This window comes from Paraburkholderia caballeronis (assembly GCF_900104845.1).
Taxonomy (GTDB): domain Bacteria; phylum Pseudomonadota; class Gammaproteobacteria; order Burkholderiales; family Burkholderiaceae; genus Paraburkholderia; species Paraburkholderia caballeronis.
On the sequence record NZ_FNSR01000002.1, the window covers coordinates 132,311 to 154,560 of the forward strand.

A 22,250-nucleotide genomic window follows, 5' to 3' on the forward strand; every position below is an offset into this window, starting at 1 on the left:
TTCGAACGAACCGCTGCCGCATTAACCGCGCGCGCTTCCGCCCACCAGCCCCGTCATCAACCCGCTCGCGCGCTGCACTTTCGCCTGCACCGCGTCGTCGAGCACCGACCGGCCTTCCGGCACGACCAGCGTCAGGAACGCCCGCGCGCGCGTGATCCCGGTATAGACCAGTTCGCGCGTGAGGATCGGGCTGAACGTGTCGGGCAGCACCAGCGCCGCGTGCGCGAACTCCGAGCCCTGCGACTTGTGGACGGTCAGCGCGAACACCGTCTCGACCGACTGCAACCGGCTCGGCGACACCCACTTGATGCCGCCCGAACCGTCGCCGGCCGGGAACGCGACGCGCAGCACCGGCGCATCGGTCCGGCCGCCCGGCAGCGCGAGCGCGATGCCGATGTCGCCGTTCATCAGCCCAAGCTCGTAGTCGTTGTGCGTGACCAGCACGGGCCGCCCCGCATACCATTCGCCGCGCGGCTCGATCAGCCCTTGCGCATGCAGCAGCCGCGCGACGCGCCGGTTCAGCCCTTCGACGCCCCACGGCCCGCGCCGCAGCGCGCACAGCAGCTGAAACGCGCCGTGCGCGTCCAGCACCGCCGCCGCCCAGCGCGCGAGCGTGTCCGCATCGGCGTCCGCGTCCGGGCGCTGCTCGCGCATCACGTCGAGATAGTGCCGATAACCGCGACGCGGCTGCATCGCGTCGCCGGCCACGCCGTCGATCGCGAGCGCGCCGAACGCGGCGTCATCGGTCGCCGACGACACGACCCGCGCGAGGTCGCCGAAACCGCGCGCCCACACCTTGGCGACGCCGACCGCATCGCCCGCATTGACCAGTTCGGCCAGCGCGCCGATCCCGCTGTCCGCCGCGAAACGATGGCTCTCGCGCAGCATCGCGATCGACTGGTCGAGCGGCGTGCCGTTTGCATCGAGCATCGCGGCGTCGATCCGCTCGCCGGTCGCGGCTTCCAGCCAGTCGCGCGTCGCGAGGGTGTAATGGCCTTCGTGCGCGCGGTCGCACAGTTCGCCGAGCACCGCGCCCGCCTCGACCGACGCGAGCTGATCCTTGTCGCCGAGCAGGATCAGCCGCGCGGACGCGGGCAGCGCATCGAGCACCGCGGCCATCATCTCCAGATCGACCATCGACGCTTCGTCGATCACCAGCACGTCCACCGGCAGCGGATTCGCCGCGTCGTGACGGAAACGCCGGCTGTCCGGCCGCGTGCCGAGCACGCGATGCAGCGTCGTCACGACGGTCGGGATCGCGCCGCGCAATGCGTCGCCATCGGTAAGTCCATCGAGCGGCAGGCGTGCAACCGCGCCCGCGATCGATTCGTTCAGCCGCGCGGCCGCCTTGCCGGTCGGCGCGGCGAGCCGGATACGCAGCGGCCGCGCCGTGTGTCCGTCGCCGCCCGCGCGGTTCAATGCGAGCGTCTGCAACAGCGCGAGCAGCTTCACGACGGTCGTCGTCTTGCCGGTGCCGGGGCCGCCGGTGACGATGCTGAACGCGCTGCGGGCCGCGAGCGCGCACGCGAGCTTCTGCCAGTCCGCGCCGCGCGCGTCGGCATCGCGCGGCGGGAACAACACGTCGAGCGCACCGCGCACCGACGCGGGCGGCAAATCGGCTTCGAGTTGCGCGGAGCGCGCGAGCCGCCGCTCGATGCCGGCGCGCACATCCTGCTCGTACTGCCAGTAGCGCCGCAGATAAAGCCGCGTGCCGGACAGCACGAGCGGCGTGCTGCCCGGACCGTCCGCGACGGGCGCGGGCGTGTCGAGCGCCGCCTGCCATTGCGCGAGCGTGACGCCGGCCAGCACCTCGGCCGGCGCGGGCGGCGGCTCGGACTCGGCCGCGAGCGGCGGACCGTCGGGCGGCAGCGACAACGCGAACGCCGGATCGTCGAGCGTCGCGCGCAGGTCGAGACACACGTGGCCGCGTCCCAGTTGATGGCTCGCGAGCGCCGCCGCGAGCAGCAGCAGCGGCGGCGTTTCGCGCACCTCGCTCCACAGGAACCGCGCGAACGCGGCGTCGAGCGTGCGCAGCCAGCCGCGTTCGACCCAGCGGTCGAGCACGTCGAGCAGCCGTTGCGTGTCGTCGAGCGTATCCGCGCGCGTCGGCTTCGATGGCGCCACGCGTTTCGCGGGCGCTTTTTCCACGGACGTATCCGCCGCGTCGTCCAGGTTTTCGAACAGATCGCCGGTCACGCCGATGCGATCGTCGGAATGTTTTTTCATACCGCGTCCTCGATCGCGGGGTGGCCGGCTTCGTCGCGCGCGAACAGTTCGTCCAGTTGCTCGATCAGTTCGCGCGGCGGCCGCTCGACGTGCAGCCCCTGCCCCGGCGAGCGCGCGCCGCGCAGGAACACATACACCGCGCCGCCGATATGCGCGTCGTAGTCGTAGTCCGGCACCCGCACCTTCAGCAGCCGGTGCAGCGCGAACAGATACAGCACGTATTGCAGTTCGTAGCGCGAATGCAGGATCTGCGCGCGCATCTTCGCCGGCGTGTACGCGGCGTCGTCCGGGCCGAGCCAGTTCGACTTGTAGTCCACCACGTAATAACGGCCGTCGTGTTCGAACACGAGGTCGATGAAGCCCTTCAGCATCCCGTTCAGCAGGTTCGGATCGAGCGCCGGGCGCGCCGCGCCGTCGAGCGTGTAGTCGGTCACGAGCGCATCCAGTTCGCGCGTGTCGACACGATGCGCGGCGACCCAGAACTCCATTTCCGCCATGTACGACCCGAGCGCGCCGAGCGCGATGGGCCGCACCGGCTCGCCGTCGAGCGGCGGCAGCCGCAGCGGCTCGCGCACCAGATGCAGCAGCCATTCGGTCAGCGTGTCGATCCAGCGCGCCCAGCCGCGCAGGTTGCAGCGGCGCGCGACGGTGTCGCGCAGACGCTGCGGCTCGTTCGCGATCGTCGCGAAACCTTCGTTCGCGGCCCATTCCATCAGTTCGTGCAGGAAGCTGCCCGCGTCCGCGCCGCGCTCGAAGCCGTGCACGGTTTCCACCGACGGCACGACCGGCGCGCCGTAGTCGTCGTCGGTCTCGTCGGCCTGCACCGTCTGCGCTTCGAGCAGTTCGAGGAACACGTCCTCGCTGCGCGTGTCCGGCGCGTCGCGCGCGCTGTCCGCGTTCGCATCGGACGCACCGCCGCCGACGGCGCCCATGGTTCCGATCGTGCCGCCATCCTTGCCGAGACTCGAATAACTCGCGATCCACCAGTGTTCGCGCACCGGCCGCGACAACGTCCGCGCCGCGCCGCGCGTTGGCGCGGGGCCGCGCGTCGCGAACGCGTCGGCGGCAGGCGGCGGCGCGGGCGCGATCAGCATGTCGTCGCATCCGCCGCGCAACGCGTCGAGCTGCGTCACGGCATCGTCGCCCGCCAACGCCGCGCCGCCGCCGACCAGATAACCGAACGCGCTGTGCTCGACGCCGGCCACCGGCGCGAAGCCGACCCACGTCGCGTAACGCGCGCGCGTCAACGCGACGTACAGCTTGCGCAGGTCCTCGCCGAGCCGTTCGCGGTCCGCGACGCGCAGCGCGTCCGGATCGCCGCCGAGCGTCACGTGCAGCGTCCCTTCGTCGTCGTGCCACTTGAGCGGCATGTCGTCGGGCCTGGCCGCGCGATAGGCGCACGCGAACGGCAGGAACACGAGCGGATATTCGAGCCCCTTCGACTTGTGGATCGTCACGACCTGCACGAGCCCCGCGTCGCTTTCGAGCCGCAGTTGCGCGGCATCGCCGCCGGCCGCGCCCGCGTCGCCGCGCTGCTCGTCCAGATGGCGGATCAGCGCGTGCTCGCCGTCGAGTTGCGTGCTCGCCTGTTGCAGCAGTTCGGCCAGATGCAGCAGGTTCGTCAGCGCGCGTTCGCCGTCGACGGCCGCGCCCGCCGCGTGGCCGAGCAGACGCTGCGGCACGTGGAAGTCGTTCAGCAGACGGCGCAGCATCGGCAGCACGCCCTGGCGACGCCAGCAGTCGCGATACGCGCGGAATTGCAGCACGCGCGCTTCCCATGCGATCTCGTCGTGGCCGAGTGCTTCGAGTGCGCGCCAGTCGAGGCCGAGCGTCGGCGTCGCGAGCGCGGTGCGCACGAGGCGGCCGTCGTCCGGCTCCGCGCACGCGGCGAGCCAGTATTTGATCTCGTCGGCCTGCGGCGTCGCGAACACCGAGTCGCGGTCGGACAGATAGACGCTGCGCACGCCGCGCTCCGCGAGCGCGCGCCGGATCGCGTGCGCCTCGTCGCGGTTGTTGACGAGCACCGCGATATCGGACGGCAGCAACGGCGCGACGCCGCGTTCGCCCGCGAAGCCCGCCTCGCCGGTCTGTCCGAGGTTCAGCAGCCGCACCATCTCGGTCGCGCAGCTCGCGGCCATCGCGGAGAAATACGCTTCCTTGCTGAGCGGCTTGCCGTCCTGCGCGGGCGGCAGCCACCAGACGGTCAGCGCGGGCAACGCGTCGCCGGCCGCGCGCAGCGCATCGCGACGGCCATGCGCGTCGGCCGGCACGAACGGCAGCGAGTTGTCACGGCCGTCGGCCGCGCGGAACAGGAACGCGCCGCTGCCTTCCGGGCGCTGCTCCGCCGCGTCGAAACAGCGGTTCACCGCGGCGACCATCGCGCGCGTCGAGCGGAAGTTTTTCTTCAGCGTGTAGAGCCGCCCTTCGCACGCGCGGCGCGCGGCGAGGTAGGTGTAGATGTCCGCGCCGCGAAACGCGTAGATCGCCTGCTTCGGGTCGCCGATCAGCACGATCGCCGTCGATGGATCGTTGTCCCCGATCCGGTAGACCGCGTCGAAGATGTCGTACTGGATCGGGTCGGTGTCCTGGAACTCGTCGATCAGCGCGACCGGATACTGGTCGCGGATGATCTGCGCGAGCCGCGCGCCGTTCGGCTTTTTCAGCGCGGCGCGCAGACGCGTCAGCAGATCGTCGAAACCCATCTGCGAACGGCGCGCCTCTTCTTCGTCGAAGCGCCGCGCGACCCAGCGCGCCGCGTGGCGCAGCAGATCGTGATACGCATGCGGACGCGCGGCCAGTTTCTCGCGCAGCATCTCCATCGCGACGAACGCCGGATGATCGGGCGGCTCGCCGTCGGTCCAGATCTCTTTCAAACCGGCGGGCGTGAGCCGCGTCCACGCGGCGGACTTGTCGTCGAGGTCCGGGCATTCGAGATCGGGATCGTTCGCCCAGACGCGCAGCTTGTCGATCCACGTTTCGCAGTTGCGCACGTTCAGCTTGCGCGCGTCGAAACGTTTCTTCGCGCGCGCTTCGTCGAGCAGCGTCTTTACTTCGTCGATCCACACGGGCCAGTCTTGCTTCAGTTCCTGGAAGTGGGCACGCTGACGCGCGCGCGCCGCGTTCAGCGCGTCGGCCGGCTCCGGCGCTTCGTCTAGCCGGTCCGCGAGGCCGACGAGGCCGCGGATCGCGAACTGCAACCGCGCTGGGCTCTCGAACCACTCGCGGACCTCGGCGGCCGACAACGCGTCGAGCGGCGCGAGGAACGTGCGCCAGTAGTCGCGCACGACTTCCGCGCGCAGGTCGCTCTGGTCGGTCTCCAGCGTCTGCGAGAACAGGCTGTCGCTGTCGAACGCGTGCTCGCTCAGCATCCGGTTGCACCAGCCGTGGATCGTCGAGACGGCCGCCTCGTCCATCCATTCGGCCGCGTCCACCAACCGGCGCGCGCAAAGCGGCCACGCTTCCTCCGCATATGTGCCGCGCAGATCGTGCAGCAGGTCTTCGCCCGGCGCGAGCGACGGCACGTCGTCCGCAGCGGCGCGGAAGTAGCCGGCGGCTTCGACGAGCCGCGCGCGAATCCGCTCGCGCAACTCCTTCGTCGCCGCGTCGGTGAACGTAACGACGAGGATGTCCGGCGGCATCAGCGCGCGCGCGTCGTCGCGCCCGACGCCATGGCCGAGCACGAGCCGCACGTACAGCATCGCGATCGTGAACGTCTTGCCGGTGCCGGCGCTCGCCTCGATCAGACGGCTGCCGTGCAGCGGGAAATGCAGCGGGTCGAGCACTTCGGCGGCGGTGTCGCGGGCCGGTTCGATGCGCGCGCTCATGCGGTTTCTCCTGCGGGGTTCGGCGTCGCGATCTTCGCCGCGCCTTTCGACTTCGAGCCGGCCGGTATCGCGCGATGCAGCGGCAACAGCAGTTCGAGCGCGAACGCCCCGAACTCGCCGCTCGCGGCGAGCGCGTCGAAGTCCGGATACGCGCGTTGCAGATAGGCGTTCGTGTCGCGCTCGCCGAGTTGCCGCGACACGCCTTCATACGCGGCGCGCGCGGCATCCACTGCTTCGGCCGGCGCATCGGCCGCGTTCGTCATGCCATCCGGCAGCCGGCGCAGCCATGCGAATGCGGTTTTCGCGGCGAGCGGCAACGGCCGGCGCATCCCGTCGTCCCATGCGCGCAGCAGCGCGAGCAGATGACGGTGCGCGTCGTCCGCCGATAACGGCGCGAACTCGACGACGCCGACCTTGCTGACGACGACCGTCGTCACGTCGCCGGCCGCGAGTTGCGCGGCGAGATGCGCGACCCAGTACGCGACCAGCCGTTCGCCGCGATAACGGTTCTCCTTCACGAGCGTGCCCGGATCGAGGATCACGCGGCCGCGCCCGCCGTCCGGATTCGCGCGCAGGTCGTCGATCCAGTCGTCGACCGACAGCGCACGGCCGTCGAGCAGCGCGTCGATCCGCACTTCGTGCTGGCCTTCGAGCAGGTCCGGCCAGCGCGCGAGCGCGGCGCGATAACGTTCGAACAGGTCGGCCATCGGCTCCATCAGTTCTTCCGCGATCACCTCGCCGAAACCGCCCGCCGCGAGGTCGCCGCTGCGATGCATCCGTTCGAGACGCGCTAACGCGGCCGGCTCCACATCGTCGTCGCCGCGCGCGAGCGCCGCGACCTGCGCGCGGATCAACTCGTTCTGCAACTGCCACGCCTGCAACGCATCGACCGAGAACGGCTCGTGATTCTCGCTCGCCGCGTCCTCGGCCTCGAACGCGACGCGCAATCGCTGCCGGAAAAACGCCTTCACCGGATCGCGCAAAAACTCCGCGAGTTCGCGCACCGACAGCGGCTCGTCGCGCGCGACCGGCGGCAAGACGAGCCGCGCGGCGGCCGTGGCCGTTGCGGCCGGCTGCGGCGCGGGCCGGTTCCATTCGGCCGCATACGTGAAGAGCGGCGACGCGTCGGGCCGCGCCGGGAAGTAGTCGGCGCTGAACGGCTGCAACCGGTGCTCGACGGTCAACGCGTCGAGCAGCGCAGCCGGCCTGGCGTCGCCGTCCGCGAGCCGCCAGCCCTTCGCGAGATGCTCGCGCAACTGCCCGACCAGCACCGACGGCGGCCGCGGCGTGTTGTCGGTCACGCTGCGCCCGACCCACGACACGTGCAGATGATCGCGCGCGGACAGCAGCGCCTCCAGGAACAGATAACGGTCGTCCTCGCGGCGCGAGCGGTCGCCGGGCCGGTAGTCGCCGCGCATCAGGTCGAAGTCGAGCGGCGTGCGGCTGCGCGGATAATCGCCGTCGTTCATCCCAAGCAGGCACACGCGGCGGAACGGAATCGCGCGCATCGGCATCAGCGTCGCGAACGTGACCGCGCCCGCAAAAAACCGTTGCGACAGGCCACTGCCTTCGAGTTCCGCGAGCCAGTTCTCCGCGACGATCGACAGCGGCAGCTCGCCCGCGAGCGCCGCTTCGCTGCATGCGTCGCGCCAGGCTTCGAGCGCGTCGTCGAGCTTGTCGAGCGTGTAGGCGTCGTCGCCGTCGACGGCTTCGAAAAACGTGTCCTTCAGCGCGCGCAGCCGTTTGCACCACGCGTCGACGGTCGCCGGCGTGCGCAGCGTCTGCCATGCGCGGTCGAGCGCATCGATCACGCGCATCAGCGGACCGAGCAGCGCCGCGTCGAGGCCGCCGATCTCGCCATACGGCTCGATGCCCTGCCACGGACCCGCGCGGTCGCCGGCCGCATAACCGAGCAGCATCCGCCGCAGCCCGAACAGCCAGCTATTCGGCGCGAGCATGTCGTCGGCCTGCGGCAAGCCGAGGCTCGCGCGCTGCGCCGCGTGCAGACCCCAGCGGATGTTCGCGCCGTCGATCCAGTGGCGCAGCGTCGGCACGTCGTCCGCGTCGATCTGGAAACGCGCGCGCAGCGCCGGCACTTCGAGCAGGTCGAGCACGTCGCCGACGGTGATCCGCGACTGCGGCAGCGCGAGCAGCATGTCGAGCGCGCCGATCAGCGGATCGAACGCGCGCTGCGCGCGGTCCGCGACGCTGAACGGAATGTGCCGCCGGTCGTCGCGGTCGAGCAGTCCGAACACCGCCTGGATGTGCGGCGTGTAGACCTCGATGTCCGGCACCATCACGATCACGTCGCGCGGACGCAGCGTCGGGTCCGCCGCGAACGCGGCGAGCAACTGGTCGTGCAATATCTCGACTTCGCGCTGCGGGCTGTGCGCGACGTGAAAGCGGATCGACGCATCGACGGAAGGATCGACTTCGGGCCAATGCTCGCTGGTTTCCTGTTCCGGCCGCAGATCGCGGATGTCGTCCTGCATCTGGCGCAGCAGCGTGTCCGTGTCGCCGCCGTCGAACAGGTCGATGCGCTGGCCGATCCGCGTGAACTGCGGCGCGTAGCTCGCACGCGCGTCGTCGCTGTCGTATTCGTCGAGCAGCCCGATGAAATCGCGGCCCTGCTTGCCCCACGCGGCGAGCAGCGGCTGCGCGTGCAGATGCAGTTGCGCCGCGTCGAGCACCGCCGGCGAGCCCGCGCGACGCCGCTGCCGCGCGTGCTGCGCGCGCAGCAGGTCCTTGTCCGCGACGATGTCGGCCCAGTAGTGCATGCACGGGTTATGCACGCACATCAGCACCTGGGTCCAGCGCGCGAGCGCCGCGAGCACTTCGAGCGACTGCCGCGGCAGGCTCGAAATGCCGAACACGACGACGCGGCGGGGCAGCCCGGCGGGCCGCGCATCGCGCTCGCGCCACTGCTGCGCCGCGCGCATGAACGCATCGTGCACGCCGGCGCGGCCGCCGGAAGCCGCGCCCGGCGACTGCGCCTCGACGTCGGCCAGCAGCGCGCGCCACAGTTCGGCCTGCCAGCGCGCGTCGTCGGGCAGCGGCATGCGCGCGCCGCGCGCGTCGATCCGCACGTCGTCGCCGTTCGCCCACGCGGCGAGCCAGTCCGCGCGATACACCTGGTACTGGTCGAACAGATCCGCGACGCGCTGCGCGAGCTGGAACCGCTTGCGCTGATCGTCGTCGCTCGCCATGAAGCGGCGCAGCGGTTCGTAGCCGGGCGCGTCGAGCCGCTCGGGCAGCATCCGCATCAGCCGCCACACGAGCCGCGACTTGTCGAACGGCGACACCTCCGGCACCGCATCCGCGCCGAGCACCGCGCGGTACGCCTGCCACAGGAAACGCGACGGCAGCGACATTTCGAGCGCCGCCGCGACCCCGCAGCCGCCGTCGGCCGGATCGGCCGCGAACGCGAGCTTCAGCCACTGCGCGATGCCGTTGCTCTGCACGAGGATCACTTCCTTTTCGAGCGGCGCCAAGGGGTTCTGCGTGATCCACTGGACCATCAGGTCGCGCAGCCGCTCGGGCTGGTTGCCGTGGACCAGCATCAGGCCGGCGGGCAGTTCGCGCGCGCTCAAGCGGCGCTCCTCATGCGAACGGCGTCGAAAGGACGAACGGCAGCGCGGGCTTGCCGCGCGAACGCGCTGCGAAACAGCGGGGAAAAGACGGGATAGCGGAGTCGTGCGGCCATGTCGGCGGGTCGTGTCGAAAGCATATGCAGCGGGGGCGACGGCCTCTGCACCGCCGCCCGAAGCGACATACTACGACATCGGCGCGCGACCGCCCGCAAATGACCGCGCGGCCGTTGCGCGTCGAGCGACGCCGGCCGCGAAACGCCGGTCGCGCGCGGCCCGCTGCCGCGCGCTCACGCGGCGATCAGAACACGCGCCCTTCGGTCAGGTGCGTGGTCGTGCCGTTCAGCGCATGGTCGCCGACCACGCGCGCCTTGTGCGACAGCGGGTTGTGGCTGAAGATCGTGCGCAGGTTGCGCCAGTGGCGGTCGAAGTTGTGCGCGCGCGACGTCGCGGACGCGCCGCCCGCCTCGAACATCCTCTCGCCCACGTACAGCGCGAGCTTGCTGACGACCAGTTGCGTGCGTGCGGTCGCGAGCGCGCCTTCGAGCACGAGCGCATCCGCGTTCGCTTCCCCGTTGCGGATCGCGCGCGCCGAACGGTCGAGCACGCGCGCGTTGTCGCGCACCAGCGCGTCGATCGCGTGGCTGTGCGCGGTCAGGTCGCCGATCACCTGCTGGATGAACAGATCCTCGCGCGCGGACGGCGCGGGGCTGTGCAGCGCGGGCCGCCCGTGCTGGAGCACGTAACGCTGCGCGTCCGCGACCGCGTTGCGCACGATGCCCGCCGCGGTCGCGACCAGATGGAGCTGCCGCAGCGCGCCGCCATGGCGGCCGACCAGCGTCGTCAGCGTGCGCTGCGTGACTTCGTCGTCCTGCACCCGCACGTTGTCGAACACGAGGCTGCCGCTCGCGGTCATCCGCTGGCCCATGCCGTCCCAGTCGTCGAGCACGTTCAGGCCGTCGCGCGCCACCGGGATCACGACGACCACCGGGTTGCCGTGGTCGTCCTGCACGTTGAGCCGCGCGTAGTCGGAGAACGCGGTGCCGGTCGCGTAATACTTGCGGCCGTTCAGCCGGTAATGGTCGCCCTCGCGCACGAGCTGCGTCGTGATCTCGCCCGGACGCGACGTGCCGAGTTCCGTCGATGCGCCGCCGAAAATCGCGCCGTCGATCACGCGCTGGATCTGCAATTCGTTGAACGGCGTGCGCGGCGACAGCAGCAGCGCCTCGGTCTGGTCGAAGTGGATGCGCAACGCGTGCGCGAGGTTGCTGTCCTCGGCCGCGAGCGCGGCGATCACGTCGAACTCGTCGACCAGCGACCCGCCGAGGCCGCCCCACTCGACCGGCAGCCGCAGCTTGCCGAGCCCCGACTCGCGGAACAGCCGGAAGCCGTCGAACGGCAGTTCGCGGCGGACCTCGCGCGCGGCCGCGCCTTCGCCGATCGCCTTCGCGAGCGCGGGCAGCGCGGCAAGCGCCGCTTCGAGCCGCGCGTTCGCGGCGGTGTTCTGTGCAGCAGCCATCCGTCGTTCCTCTATCTGACCATGCGGGCCGGCGCGCTGCCGGCGAAGCCTGAAAGTATAGGGACGCGCGTCACGACGGATAACCACCGATTTGCGCTAATGTTATTCGCGCGGATGCAAAAGCATGCGTCTGTCCGGCCGCGCAATGCGCTGCGAAAAACGCGCTGATTCGCGCGATGCAAATCACGTCGCGATGCTTAACGATCGCTCGATTCGTTCTTTGACGGCGCGCACGACGCGTTTCGATAATCGGCGCTTTTCCCGTTCAGGAGCCCGATGATGCGCCGCGTTGCCGCTGCCTTTCCGTTCGCTGCGATTGCAGCTTTTGCGATGCTGATGCTGCCGGGCTTCGCGTCCGCCGCGAACGACGACGCGCAGCGCACGCTGCGCATCGGCTTCGTGCCGGGACCGTATGCGGACGAGTTCCGCGAAGGCGTCGAACCGCAACTGGTTCGCAAGGGCTACAAGATCAAATACGTGGAGTTCAGGACCGGCCTCGAAGCGAACCAGGCCGTCTACAGCGGCGAAATCGCCGCCGACGTGATGCAGCACGAGGTCTATCTGAAGTCGTACAACGACCGCAACGGCACCGACCTGGTCGGCGTCGTGCAGGTGCCGACGCCGCCGATGGGCCTCTATTCGACGAAGCACCGCACGCTCGCCGACGTGAAGTCCGGCGCGACCGTCGCGGTGCCGAACGATCCGGTGAACCTCGAACGCGCGCTGAAAATCCTGCAGCGGATCGGCTGGATCCGCATCCGCCCGAACCCGAATCCGGTGGACGTGACCGAGCGCGACCTGATCGCGAACCCGGCCGGCATCCGCATCGTGCCGCTCGAAAACGCGCAGGCGCCGCGCGCGCTCGACGACGTCGACTACGCGGCGATCCAGGGCAACTTCGCGATTTCGAGCGGCCACCGGCTGACCGAGGCGCTCGCGCTCGAACAGATGACGTCGCCGTATGTAAACCAGGTGGTCGTGAAGGCGACGAACCGCAATTCGCGCACGACGACGGATATCGTGGAAGCGTATCGCTCCGACGCGTTCCGCAGCGCGATTCTCGGCAATCACGTTTATGACGGGTTCCGGCTGCCCGATTATTTCGGGCATTGAGCGGCGCGATTGCATGCGCGGCGATCGTTATCGCAGCGTGGGCATCCGCGAAAGTTCGACAACGCGCGTTATGTCGTCGGAGTCGCGAAACAGGTGTGCACCGCACGCTTAGAAAATCACAAATCGTTGTTTTGCCGGCTCCGCATCGCGTGCTTAACTTTTTGTCCTGCGGCGCGCAACGTCCGCCCCCGCGACCGAACCGGAAAGCCAACGTGACCCAATCGACCCTCGCCCGCCCTGCTTCGCTTCCTGCCTCGCTCCCAGCCTCGCCGCCGGATCGCGTTCCGGTCGGCGACCCCGTTCACACGCCGTTCGTGCCGGTGCCCTCGCCGGCGTCGTTCATCGACAGCCCCGCGTCGCGCATTCTCGCGCAGCCACTGATGCTCGGCCTGTTCCTGCCGATCCAGGCGGGCGGCTGGAGCGCATCGACACTGCCGCGCACGACGGACTGGTCGTTCGACTACAACGCGGGCCTCGTGAAGCAGGCCGAGGACTTCGGCTTCGACCTCGTGTTCGCGCTGTCGCAATGGCTGCCGAAGGGCGGTTACGGCGGCGTGTTCGACGGCCACGCGCTCGACTCGTTCATGACGCTCGCCGCGCTGACCGCGCGCACCGAACGGATCGTGCTGGTCGCGACGAGCCACGTGCTGTACGGGCCGTGGCATCCGCTGCACTTCGCGAAGTTCTGCGCGACGCTCGATCACATCTCGAACGGCCGCTGGGGGATCAACGTCGTCACCGGCCATCGCGCGGTCGAGCACGAAATGTTCGGCTGGCAGCGGATCGAGCACGACCGCCGCTACGAACTCGCGGCCGAGTTTCTCGACGCCGTGCAGCAGTTGTGGGCGCAGCCGGACAACTTCACCTGCCACCCGCTGCAATCGTCGTGGCGGCTGAACGGCGCGTTCGTCACGCCGAAGCCGCGTTATGGCCGTCCGCTGCTCGTGAACGCCACCGGCTCCGACGCGGGGATCGAATTCGCCGCGCGTTATTCGGATGTCGTGTTCATCACCAGCCCCGCCGGTTCGGAGATCGAAGCGGCGCTCGCCGCGCTGCCCGAACACACGGCCCGCGTCAAAGCGGCCGCCGCGCGCCACGGCCGCCCGGTGCGCACGCTGATTAACCCGATGGTGATCTGCCGCGAGACGCCGGCCGAGGCGCGCGCGTATCGCGACGCGATCGTCGCCCACGGCGACGAAGGCAGCTTCCAGCGCTTCGACAGCGACGCGCACGCCTGGCGCGGCAACGCCGCGCAGCGCCAGGCCGCGGCGGCGCGCGCGGTCGGCGGCAACATCTCGATCGTCGGCTCGCCCGAGGAGATCGCGGCGTACATCGTGCGGCTGCATCGCGCCGGCATCGACGGCGTGCAGTTGAGCTTCTTCGACTTCGAACCGGACCTGCGCTTCTTCGGCGAACGCGTGCTGCCGCTGCTGCGCGAAGCCGGACTGCGCCACTGATCCAGTAAGCGCCAACGCGCCGCCGCGCGCCTCCACACAAAGGGGAACACATGAGCCGCCTCTGGTACACCCGCTGCCCCGCGCCGACGCCGTTCGGCATCGCCGCGCAGCAGGGTCTGCTGCAACAGGAGTTCGCCGCGGACGGCATCGACGTCGCCGCGTTGCAGGACGCCGACGACGTGCTGATCCGCCGTTCGCACTTCACGCATTCGCAGCCATGGTCGTTCCGCCAGGGCGGCAACATTCCGGCGTTGTGGGCACGCTCACAAGGCAGCGATACGCGGCTCATCGGCGTCAGCTGGGTGGACGAGTTCCAGGCGCTGCTCACGCTCGATCCGCACCTGGAAGCGACGCGCGCGTCGCTCGCCGGACGCCGCTTCGGGCTGCCGCTGAACACGCGCGCGCAGGTCGTCGATTTTCATCGCGCGACCGCGCTACGCGGCTTCGCCTCGCTGCTCGACGCGGCCGGCGCGTCGCTGGCCGACGTCGAACTGATCGACCTGCCGCACGCGCCGCGCGGCCTCGAAGACGCGAAGCCGGCCGCCGACGCGCCGATCGGCGCGTGGCTCGACGCGCAACGCTCGCACGAATTCGCGCGCGAAGCGCAGGCGCTGCTGCGCGGCGAGGTAGACGTGGTGTTCGTGAAGGGCGCGACGGGGCTCGACATCGCGAACGTGACCGGCGCGCGCGTGCTGATCGACATCGGCGCGCAGCGCGACCGCCGCCTGCATGCGAACAACGGCACGCCGCGCCCGCTGACCGTCGATGCGCAACTGCTGCGCGAGCGGCCCGACCTCGTCGAGCGCGTGCTGGTCCGCACGCTCGACGTCGGCGACTGGGCGGGCGCGCATCCGGTCGAGGTCGCAAGTTACGTCGGCCGCGAAGTGCGCAGCGCCGAGCATTGGGTGCGCCGCGCCTATCCGGGCGGGCTGCACCGGCAACTCGCGATCGGCCTCGACGCCGATGCGCTCGACGCGTTGTCGAACTTCAAACGCTTCCTGTTCGAACACGCGTTCATACCGAACGACTTCGATTTCGCGCAATGGGTCGATCCAGCGCCGCTCGCCGCCGCGCTCGAACGGCGGCAAGCGGCAGGCCGGGCCGCCGCGTGAGCGTCGCCTCGCCGTTCGCCTGACCACTACGCACGGACCGGCCGCGCGCGCCGGGTCCGCCCCCCCACGCTCTTCCTTCTTCGACCCGATGATCCAGAACCTGCTGCGCACCGCGCTCGTGCGGTGCGGTGTCCTTTCGCTGGCCGGCGCGTGCGCGCTTGCCGGCCCCGCCGCGTTCGCGCAGACGCGCGGCGGCACGCTGAACTTCGTCGTCACGCCGGAGCCGACCGCGCTCGTCGACGTCGCGACAACGGCGGTAAACGTGCTGAAGGTGAGCCCGAAAGTCGTCGAAGGGCTGCTCGACTACGACTTCGATTTCAGGCCGAAACCGTCGCTCGCGACGTCATGGGAAGTCGCGGACGACGGCCGCCGCTACGTGTTCCACCTGCGCCGCGGCGTGAAATGGCAGGACGGCCAGCCGTTCACGTCGGCCGACGTCGCGTGGTCGCTGCAAACATTGCGCTCCGTGCATCCGCGCGCGAAAACGACCTTCGCGAACGTGACCGACATCGCGACGCCCGACCCGTACACGGTCGTCATCACGCTGTCGAAACCCGCGCCGTACCTGATCCGCGCGTTCTCGTCGTCGGAGACGCCGATCCTGCCGAAACACGTGTACGAGGGCCGGGACGTGCTGTCGAATCCGGCGAACAACGCGCCGATCGGCACCGGCCCGTTCCGTTTCGTGAAGTGGGTGCGCGGCAGCTACATCGAGTACGCGCGCAACGACGACTACTGGGACAAGGGCAAGCCGTATCTCGACCGCGTGATCGTCAAGGTGATCGAAGACCCGGCCGCGCGCGCGGTCGCGTTCGAAAACGGCTCGGTCGATCTCGGCGCGGACACGCCGGTGCCGCTGTCCGACCTCGCGCGGCTGAAGGCCGATCCGAAACTCGCGATCGAGACGCGCGGCTACGAATTCCAGGCCGGCGTCGCGCGGATCGAATTCAACCTCGACAACCCGGTGCTGAAGAACCTGAAGGTGCGCCAGGCGATTGCATCGGCAATCGACCGCGACGTGATCCGCAAGGTGATCTACTACGGTTACGCGACCGCCAGCGCGAGTCCGCTGATGCCGTCGAACCCGTACTACGATCCCGCGCCGACGCCGTATCCGTTCGACGTCGCGCGCGCGAACCGCCTGCTCGACGACGCCGGTTATCCGCGCCACGCGGACGGCACGCGCTTTTCGCTGACGCTCGACCCGCTGCCGATCGGCGACCTGCCCGCGCGCACCGCCGCGTACCTGAAGTCGGCGCTCGCGCGCGTCGGCATTGCGGTGACGATCCGCACCCAGGACCTGCCCGCGTATCTGAAGCGGATCTACACCGACCGCGACTTCGACTTCAGCGTGAACGGAATGAGCAACCTGTTCGATCCGGTCGTCGGCGTCGCGCGGCTCTATACGACCGACAACTTCCGGCCCGGCGTGCCGTTCACGAACGGCTCGCACTACAGCAACCCGGAGATCGACCGGCTGTTCGCGCAGGCCGCGCAGGAAACCGACGAAACGAAACGCAGGCAGTCGTTCTCGCAGATCCAGCGGATTCTCGAACGCGACCTGCCGGACCTGAACCTTGTATCGCCGCAATACGTGACCGTCTACGCGCGCAGCGTGCACGACGCGACGACGTCGCCGGACGGCACCGCCGCGAGTTTCGCGGACGTGTGGCTGCAACGCTGAACGGCCTGCTTCGCGATGGCCACCGACCGACCAGAAGGAGAAACACCGATGAACGCCCCTCATCGTCACCCGCTGCACGCCGATCATCACGCGCTGATCGCGGCCGCGACCGAACTCGGCCAGGCGTTCGCCGAACAGGCCGCCGACCACGACCGCACCGGCGACCCGCCTGCCGCGCAATTCGACGCGCTGCTCGCGGCGGGCCTGCTGCGCGCGAACATCGCGGCTGCCGACGGCGGTTTCGGCGCGGGCCTCGCGGTGTCGCGCGCGATCGTCGGCGAAATCGCGCGCGGCGATCCGTCGGTCGCGCTGATCCTCGCGATGCACTACAGCCAGCACGCGATGATCGTGCGGTCCGAACGCGACGGCCTCGGCGAATGGCCGCACGATCTCGCGCGACGGCTCACGCGCGCGTCGCTGACGGGCCGCGCGCTGATCAACGCCGCGCAGGTCGAACCCGCGCTCGGCTCGCCGTCGCATGGCGGCTTGCCGGACACGATCGCGCAACGCGACGGCGACCGCTGGCGGCTGACCGGCCACAAGCTGTATGTGACCGGCGTGCCGCTGCTGTCGTGGATCAACGTGCTCGCGCGCACCGACGAGCCCGAGCCGCGCCTCGGTCACTTCCTCGTGCCGCGCGACGCACCCGGCGTGCGGATCGTCGAGACCTGGGACCCGATCGGCATGCGCGCAACCGCGAGCCACGACGTCGTGCTCGAAGACGTCGCGGTTCCGCACGGCGACGTCGTCGCGTTGAAACCCGCGCGCCTCGGCCTGCAACGCGACCCGCACGCGACCGCGTGGTACTTCAGCCTGATCGGCTCGATATACGACGGCGCGGCGCGCGCCGCGCGCGACTGGCTGGTGTCGTTCGTCAACGAACGCAGGCCGAGCGTGCTTGGCGGCGCGTCGCTCGCGACCGTGCCGACCGTGCAGGAAACCGTCGGCCGCATCGACGTGCTGTTGACGACGAACGACTGGCTGTTGCGCAGTCACGCGGATGCGCTCGACGCCGGCGACCCGCCGGTATCGCTCGCGGCCGCGATCAAGCACACGGTTATCGACAATTCGGTCGCCGCCGTCGAGGCCGCGATCGAACTCGCGGGCAATCACGGCCTCGCGCGCCGCCATCCGCTCGAACGGCATCATCGCAATGTGTTGTGCAGCCGCATCCATGCACCGCCCAATCAGTTGATCCGCGTGAACGCCGGGCGCGCGGCGCTGGGCGTATAGACGCGCGACCCGCCCCGCTCTTTCGCATCGAAAGCGCGGTTCGAACAGGCACGTTCGCCTGCTCGAACCGCGCTTTTTTCTATCGGGCGAACGATTCGTCCAGGCCGTTGTTGCATAGCTTCGAACGCATGAACCCGTAGCATTCCGGCTCGAATATCAGTAGCAGAAATCGATCGAAACGACAGGCAGTTTCGTGTTGACCGGTCAAAGACAGAATCAACAAAATAGCCTCGCCGAACGACACCGCTCGCATCGCGCGAAACCGTCCGGCCGTCTCACCGTCATACGTCGCTACCTATAAATTCGGATAACTATGAAAAGAGTCTTTCTCGCACTGACCGCCGTTTCGCTCGCCCCTGTCGCCGCCCACGCGCAAAGCAGCGTGACGCTGTACGGCGTGCTCACCGGCAACGTCACCTACCTGAACAACGCGCAGACCGCCGCGACGACGCCCGGCGGCCGCCCGCGCGGCGGCACCCAGGTCGCGGTGCTCGACGGCGGCACGTCCGGCCCGAGCGCGAGCCGCTGGGGATTGAAGGGCATCGAGGATCTGGGCGGCGGGCTGAAGGCGATCTTCAACGTCGAGGGCGGTTTCAGCATCAACAACGGCGCGATCGGCCAGGGCGGCACGCTGTTCGGCCGCCAGGCGTGGGTCGGGTTGAGCGCGAACCGCTACGGCACGGTCACGCTCGGCCGCCAGAGCGACCTCGCGGTCGATTACGTGTCGCCGCTGCTGTACGCGTGGTACTTCGGCAACATGGCGATCCACCCGTCCGACTACGACAACCTGAACTTCACGCACCGGATCAACAACGCGGTCAAGTACGCGTCCGATTCGTTCGGCGGCTTCCGTTTCGGCGCGTTGTACAGCTTCGGCGGCGTCGCGGGCAACGTATCGCAGAACCAGTACTGGTCGACCGGCGTCAGCTATACCGGCGGCAGCTTCGCGCTCGCCGCGTCGATCATCAACGCGCGCAATCCGAACACCTCGCTGTACGGCACCAACGCGAACGCGAGCGCGACCGGCAACAATCTCGGCTCGCAAGGCTCCGCGACGTCGCCGGAAACGAGTCCTTCGATCGCCGGCTTCGCGTCCGCGCGCACGCAGCAGACCGTCTCGGTCGCGAGCACGTACACGCTCGGCTCCGCGATCTTCGGCGCGGTATGGTCGAATACGCAGTTCCGCAACCTCGGCTACACGGCTTCGCTGAATCCGCTGAACTATTCGGGCAACGCGTCGTTCAACACGGTCGGCGTGAGCGTCCGTTATCAGGTGACGCCGTTCCTGCGCGTCGGCACGTCGTTCGACTACACGGACGGCGGCAACGTCAGCGGCAAGGGCAGCGCGAAATACGGGCAGTTGAACGTCGGCGCGGGTTATTCGCTGTCGAAGGCGACCGAGCTTTATCTGAGCGCCGCCTACCAGCACGCGAGCGGCGTCGATTCATGGGGACGCCCGGCCGTCGCGGACATCGGTTATCTGACGCCGTCCGCGACGTCGAAGCAGGTCGCGCTGTCGCTCGGCGTGAAGCATCTGTTCTGATGCATGATGCGTGATGGGCGCAACGTCGTTTGATGACGACGTTGCGCGTTCGAACCGCTACGTCAAACCGACTGCCGCAGCATGTGCAGATAGTCGTCCGCGCTCGCTTCGCGCGGATTCGTCTTGTGGCTGTGATCCGCGAGCGCGCCCTTCACGATCGCCGGGAACAGGTCCTCGCCGACGCCGAGTTCGGCCAGCCCGCGCGGCAGTCCGAGCTTGCCGCTCATCCGCGCGATCGCATCCGCGACGCTTTCCGACCCGGCCAGCCCCATGCTCTGCGCGAGCCGTTCGAGCTTGCGTTCGGCGACGACGCCGTCCGCGCCCGCGTTGAAGCGCACGACCGCCGGCAGGAAGATCGCGTTCAGCGTGCCGTGATGCAGCCGCGGATTGATGCCGCCGAGCGAATGGCTGAGGCTGTGCACGCAGCCGAGTCCCTTCTGGAAGGCGAGCGCGCCCTGCATCGACGCGCTCATCATGTTGAGCCGCGCCTCGCGGTCGTGCGGCTCGCGCGTCGCGCGCTCGATGTGCGCCCATGCGCGGCGCAAACCGTCGAGCGCGATGCCGTCGGCGGGCGGATTGAACGCGGGCGCGAGGAACGTCTCGATGCAATGCGCGATCGCGTCCATGCCGGTCGCGGCGGTCAGCATCGCGGGCAGATCGAGCGTGAGGCCCGGATCGCAGATCGCGACCTTCGGCACGACATAGGGCGACAGGATGCCGACCTTGCGGCCGTCGTCGAGAATCAGGATCGCGCCGCGCCCCACTTCGCTGCCGGTGCCGGCCGTGGTCGGGACCGCGATCACCGGCGCGGTCGCGGACGTGACCCGCGCGACGCCGCCCTCGATCGCCGCGAACGACTTTAGCGGGCCGTCGTGCGTCGCGCACACGGCGACGCCTTTCGCCAGGTCGATCGACGACCCGCCGCCGACCGCGACGATCCCGTCATGGCCGCCCGCGCGGTACAACTCGACGGCCGCGCGCACCGCGCGTTCGTTCGGGTTCGGCGGCGTGCCGTCGTACACGCTCGTATCGTTCGCAAAGCCCGCGTTCGCGAGCTTCGCCAGCACGCGGTCCACGATGCCGGCCGCGCGAATGCCCTTGTCGGTCACGACGAGCGGACGGCGAATGCCGATGCGCCCGCACTCCTGCGGCAACAGGTCGAGCGAGTCGTAGCCGAACTGGATCTGCGTGATGTAGTTGATGAGCGCCATCTGTCGAAACCCTCGTTGATCGTTGATCGCCGGCACAGGCCGGCGAGTGGGGAAACCATAACGACCGCGCGAACGACCGCGCGAACCGCAGGCCCGGGCAACGACGCGTGGCGATCCCTCGCCGCTACCGCTGACGCCCGAGCTTCGCCGAAATCGCGCGGCACGCGTCGAGCAGGCGGCTCGCGTTCGCCTGGGTCGCCGCTTCGCTGTGCCGGTACAGCGGCATGCTGATGCTGACGCAGCCGACCGGCGCGCCGTCCGCATCGAGAATCGCCGCGCCGCAGCAGAAAATCTGCAATTCGTTTTCTTCGTCGTCGAGCGAGTAGCCGCGCTCGGCCGTCGCCCTGATCTCCTTGCGCAGCTTCGCGCGCGACGTGATCGTGTTCGGCGTGAAGCGCGCGAACTCGATCTGTTCGATCAGGCTGTCGCAGACGTCCGCCGGCAGCGCGGCCAGATACGCCTTGCCGACCGAACTCGAATAGAGCGTCACGCGCGTGCCGATCCGCGACGCCATTCGCACCGTCTGCGGGCTCTCCAGCTTGTCGATGTACACCATGCCCTGCGCGCTCGGCACCGCCAGATGCACGGTCTCGCGCGTCGCGTCGCGCAGTTGCGCGAGCACCTCCGCCGACGCGACGCGCAGGCTCGACCGCTCCCAGCTGCGGCTCGCGAGGCTGATGAGGCGCGGCCCGAGCATGTACGTGCCTTCGTCCACGCCGTCCGCGATCAGCCCTTCGGCAGCCAGCGCCGCGACGATCCGGTAGACGGTCGGGCGCGGAAAACCGGTCGCCGCCGCGAGCGCGGCGACGTTCAGCGGCGCGTCCGCGTCCGAGATCCGTTGCAGCACGGTCATGAACTTCGAGAAGGCGGCGGTGCCGGCCACCACTTTCGGGTCGGCGCCGGCCGGGCTGAGTTTAGGCATCGGAAATAACGGTCTGGAGGAAAACGCCATTATGCCCGCCGCCGTTTGCGCTCCCGGCGCGGCATCTCGCGGACATCTCGCGTCACGCCGCCAGATAACCTCCGTCCACCGGCACGACCGTCGCGGTCATGAACGACGCGGCCGGCGTGCACAGGAACGCGACGACCTGCGCGACCTCCTCGGGACGGCCCCAGCGGCGCAGCGGCGTGCGCTCGGTGATCGCGCGCGAACGGTCGTCGTCGTGCTGCAACGCATCGGTCAGCGGCGTCGCGATCCAGCCGGGCGCGACCGCGTTCACGCGGATGCCGTCCGCCGCATACGCGATCGCAAGCGACTTCGTCAGTTGCGCCACGCCGCCCTTGCTCGCGCTGTACGCGGGCACGAGGCCGCCGCCGAAGAACGACAGCATCGACGCGGTGTTCACGATGCAGCCGTTCGACTCGCGCAGCCGCGCGCGCGCCGCCGAGCACACGCGCATCGTGCCGGTCAGGTTCACGTTCAGCACGTGTTCGAACACGTCGAGTTCGAACTCCTCGACGCGGCGGATCACGCCCGCGCAGTTCACGACGATGTCGAGCCGCGCGAACGACGCCAGCGCCGCGTCGACGTCCTGTTGCGACGCCACGTCGAGTTCGCGCTGCCGCACCGAGGCCGGCAGTTCGGGATCGACGCCGGCCGGCGGCAGGATGCCCGCCGCGGTGACGTCCGCGCCGAGCGCGTCGAGCTGCGCGGCGATCTTCGCGCCGATGCCGGAGAAGCCGCCGGTCACGAGCGCGACCTTGCCCGCGAGTACGTCCTTCTGGAAAGTCATGTTCTGCA

At 69.5% G+C, this 22,250-nt stretch carries 13 protein-coding genes; 6 read left to right on the plus strand and 7 right to left on the minus strand.

All coding sequences use genetic code 11. The annotated features are described in order from the left end of the window. Window positions 1-21: 21 nt before the first annotated feature. The 4 genes from recD to BLV92_RS17185 form a co-directional block, all read right to left on the minus strand. Window positions 22-2,226, minus strand: coding sequence for an exodeoxyribonuclease V subunit alpha (recD, locus tag BLV92_RS17170; protein ID WP_090547328.1), 2,205 nt, complete (start codon window positions 2,224-2,226; stop codon window positions 22-24). Beyond that, window positions 2,223-6,050, minus strand: a complete 3,828-nt coding sequence (recB, locus tag BLV92_RS17175; RefSeq protein WP_090547329.1) for an exodeoxyribonuclease V subunit beta — start codon at window positions 6,048-6,050, stop codon at window positions 2,223-2,225. Before recB ends, recD begins: the two co-directional genes overlap by 4 nt. Continuing rightward, on the minus strand, window positions 6,047-9,640 hold the full coding sequence (gene recC / locus BLV92_RS17180; RefSeq protein ID WP_244283837.1) for an exodeoxyribonuclease V subunit gamma: 3,594 nt from the start codon (window positions 9,638-9,640) through the stop codon (window positions 6,047-6,049). The genes recB and recC overlap by 4 nt, the downstream gene beginning before the upstream one ends. A gap of 298 nt (window positions 9,641-9,938) precedes the next feature. Beyond that, a complete protein-coding gene (locus tag BLV92_RS17185; RefSeq protein WP_090547334.1) occupies window positions 9,939-11,156 on the minus strand; it encodes an acyl-CoA dehydrogenase family protein in 1,218 nt (405 codons plus the stop codon). Window positions 11,157-11,486: 330 nt separating this feature from the next. Here BLV92_RS17185 and BLV92_RS17190 point away from each other — a divergent pair, with 330 nt between their 5' ends. The 6 genes from BLV92_RS17190 (at window position 11,487) to BLV92_RS17215 (ending at window position 19,298) form a co-directional block, all read left to right on the plus strand. Beyond that, on the plus strand, window positions 11,487-12,269 hold the full coding sequence (locus BLV92_RS17190; protein ID WP_244283929.1) for a MetQ/NlpA family ABC transporter substrate-binding protein: 783 nt from the start codon (window positions 11,487-11,489) through the stop codon (window positions 12,267-12,269). Window positions 12,270-12,583: 314 nt separating this feature from the next. Continuing rightward, entirely contained in the window at window positions 12,584-13,726 is a 1,143-nt protein-coding gene (locus tag BLV92_RS17195) for an LLM class flavin-dependent oxidoreductase (RefSeq protein ID WP_243842557.1), read from the plus strand. A gap of 50 nt (window positions 13,727-13,776) precedes the next feature. Beyond that, window positions 13,777-14,838 (plus strand): ABC transporter substrate-binding protein, encoded by a 1,062-nt coding sequence (locus BLV92_RS17200; protein ID WP_090547339.1) that lies wholly within the window; start codon window positions 13,777-13,779, stop codon window positions 14,836-14,838. A gap of 88 nt (window positions 14,839-14,926) precedes the next feature. After that, the gene (locus BLV92_RS17205; protein ID WP_090547341.1) at window positions 14,927-16,522 is read left to right on the plus strand and encodes an ABC transporter substrate-binding protein; all 1,596 of its coding nucleotides are present in this window, start codon (window positions 14,927-14,929) and stop codon (window positions 16,520-16,522) included. Window positions 16,523-16,570: 48 nt separating this feature from the next. After that, window positions 16,571-17,755 carry an acyl-CoA dehydrogenase family protein gene (locus BLV92_RS17210; protein ID WP_167627106.1) on the plus strand — a complete coding sequence of 395 codons (1,185 nt, stop codon included), beginning with the start codon at window positions 16,571-16,573 and terminating at the stop codon, window positions 17,753-17,755. 313 nt (window positions 17,756-18,068) lie between these two features. Continuing rightward, window positions 18,069-19,298, plus strand: coding sequence for a porin (locus BLV92_RS17215; protein ID WP_090547344.1), 1,230 nt, complete (start codon window positions 18,069-18,071; stop codon window positions 19,296-19,298). Between the two features lie 62 nt (window positions 19,299-19,360). On the opposite strand, the gene BLV92_RS17220 is transcribed toward BLV92_RS17215, so the two are convergent. From BLV92_RS17220 to BLV92_RS17230, 3 genes are all read right to left on the minus strand, one after another. Then, window positions 19,361-20,509, minus strand: a complete 1,149-nt coding sequence (locus BLV92_RS17220) for an iron-containing alcohol dehydrogenase (protein WP_090547345.1) — start codon at window positions 20,507-20,509, stop codon at window positions 19,361-19,363. A gap of 124 nt (window positions 20,510-20,633) precedes the next feature. Next, window positions 20,634-21,431 (minus strand): IclR family transcriptional regulator, encoded by a 798-nt coding sequence (locus BLV92_RS17225; RefSeq protein WP_090547347.1) that lies wholly within the window; start codon window positions 21,429-21,431, stop codon window positions 20,634-20,636. Window positions 21,432-21,513: 82 nt separating this feature from the next. After that, entirely contained in the window at window positions 21,514-22,242 is a 729-nt protein-coding gene (locus BLV92_RS17230) for an SDR family NAD(P)-dependent oxidoreductase (RefSeq protein ID WP_090551097.1), read from the minus strand. Between the last annotated feature and the right edge of the window lie 8 nt (window positions 22,243-22,250).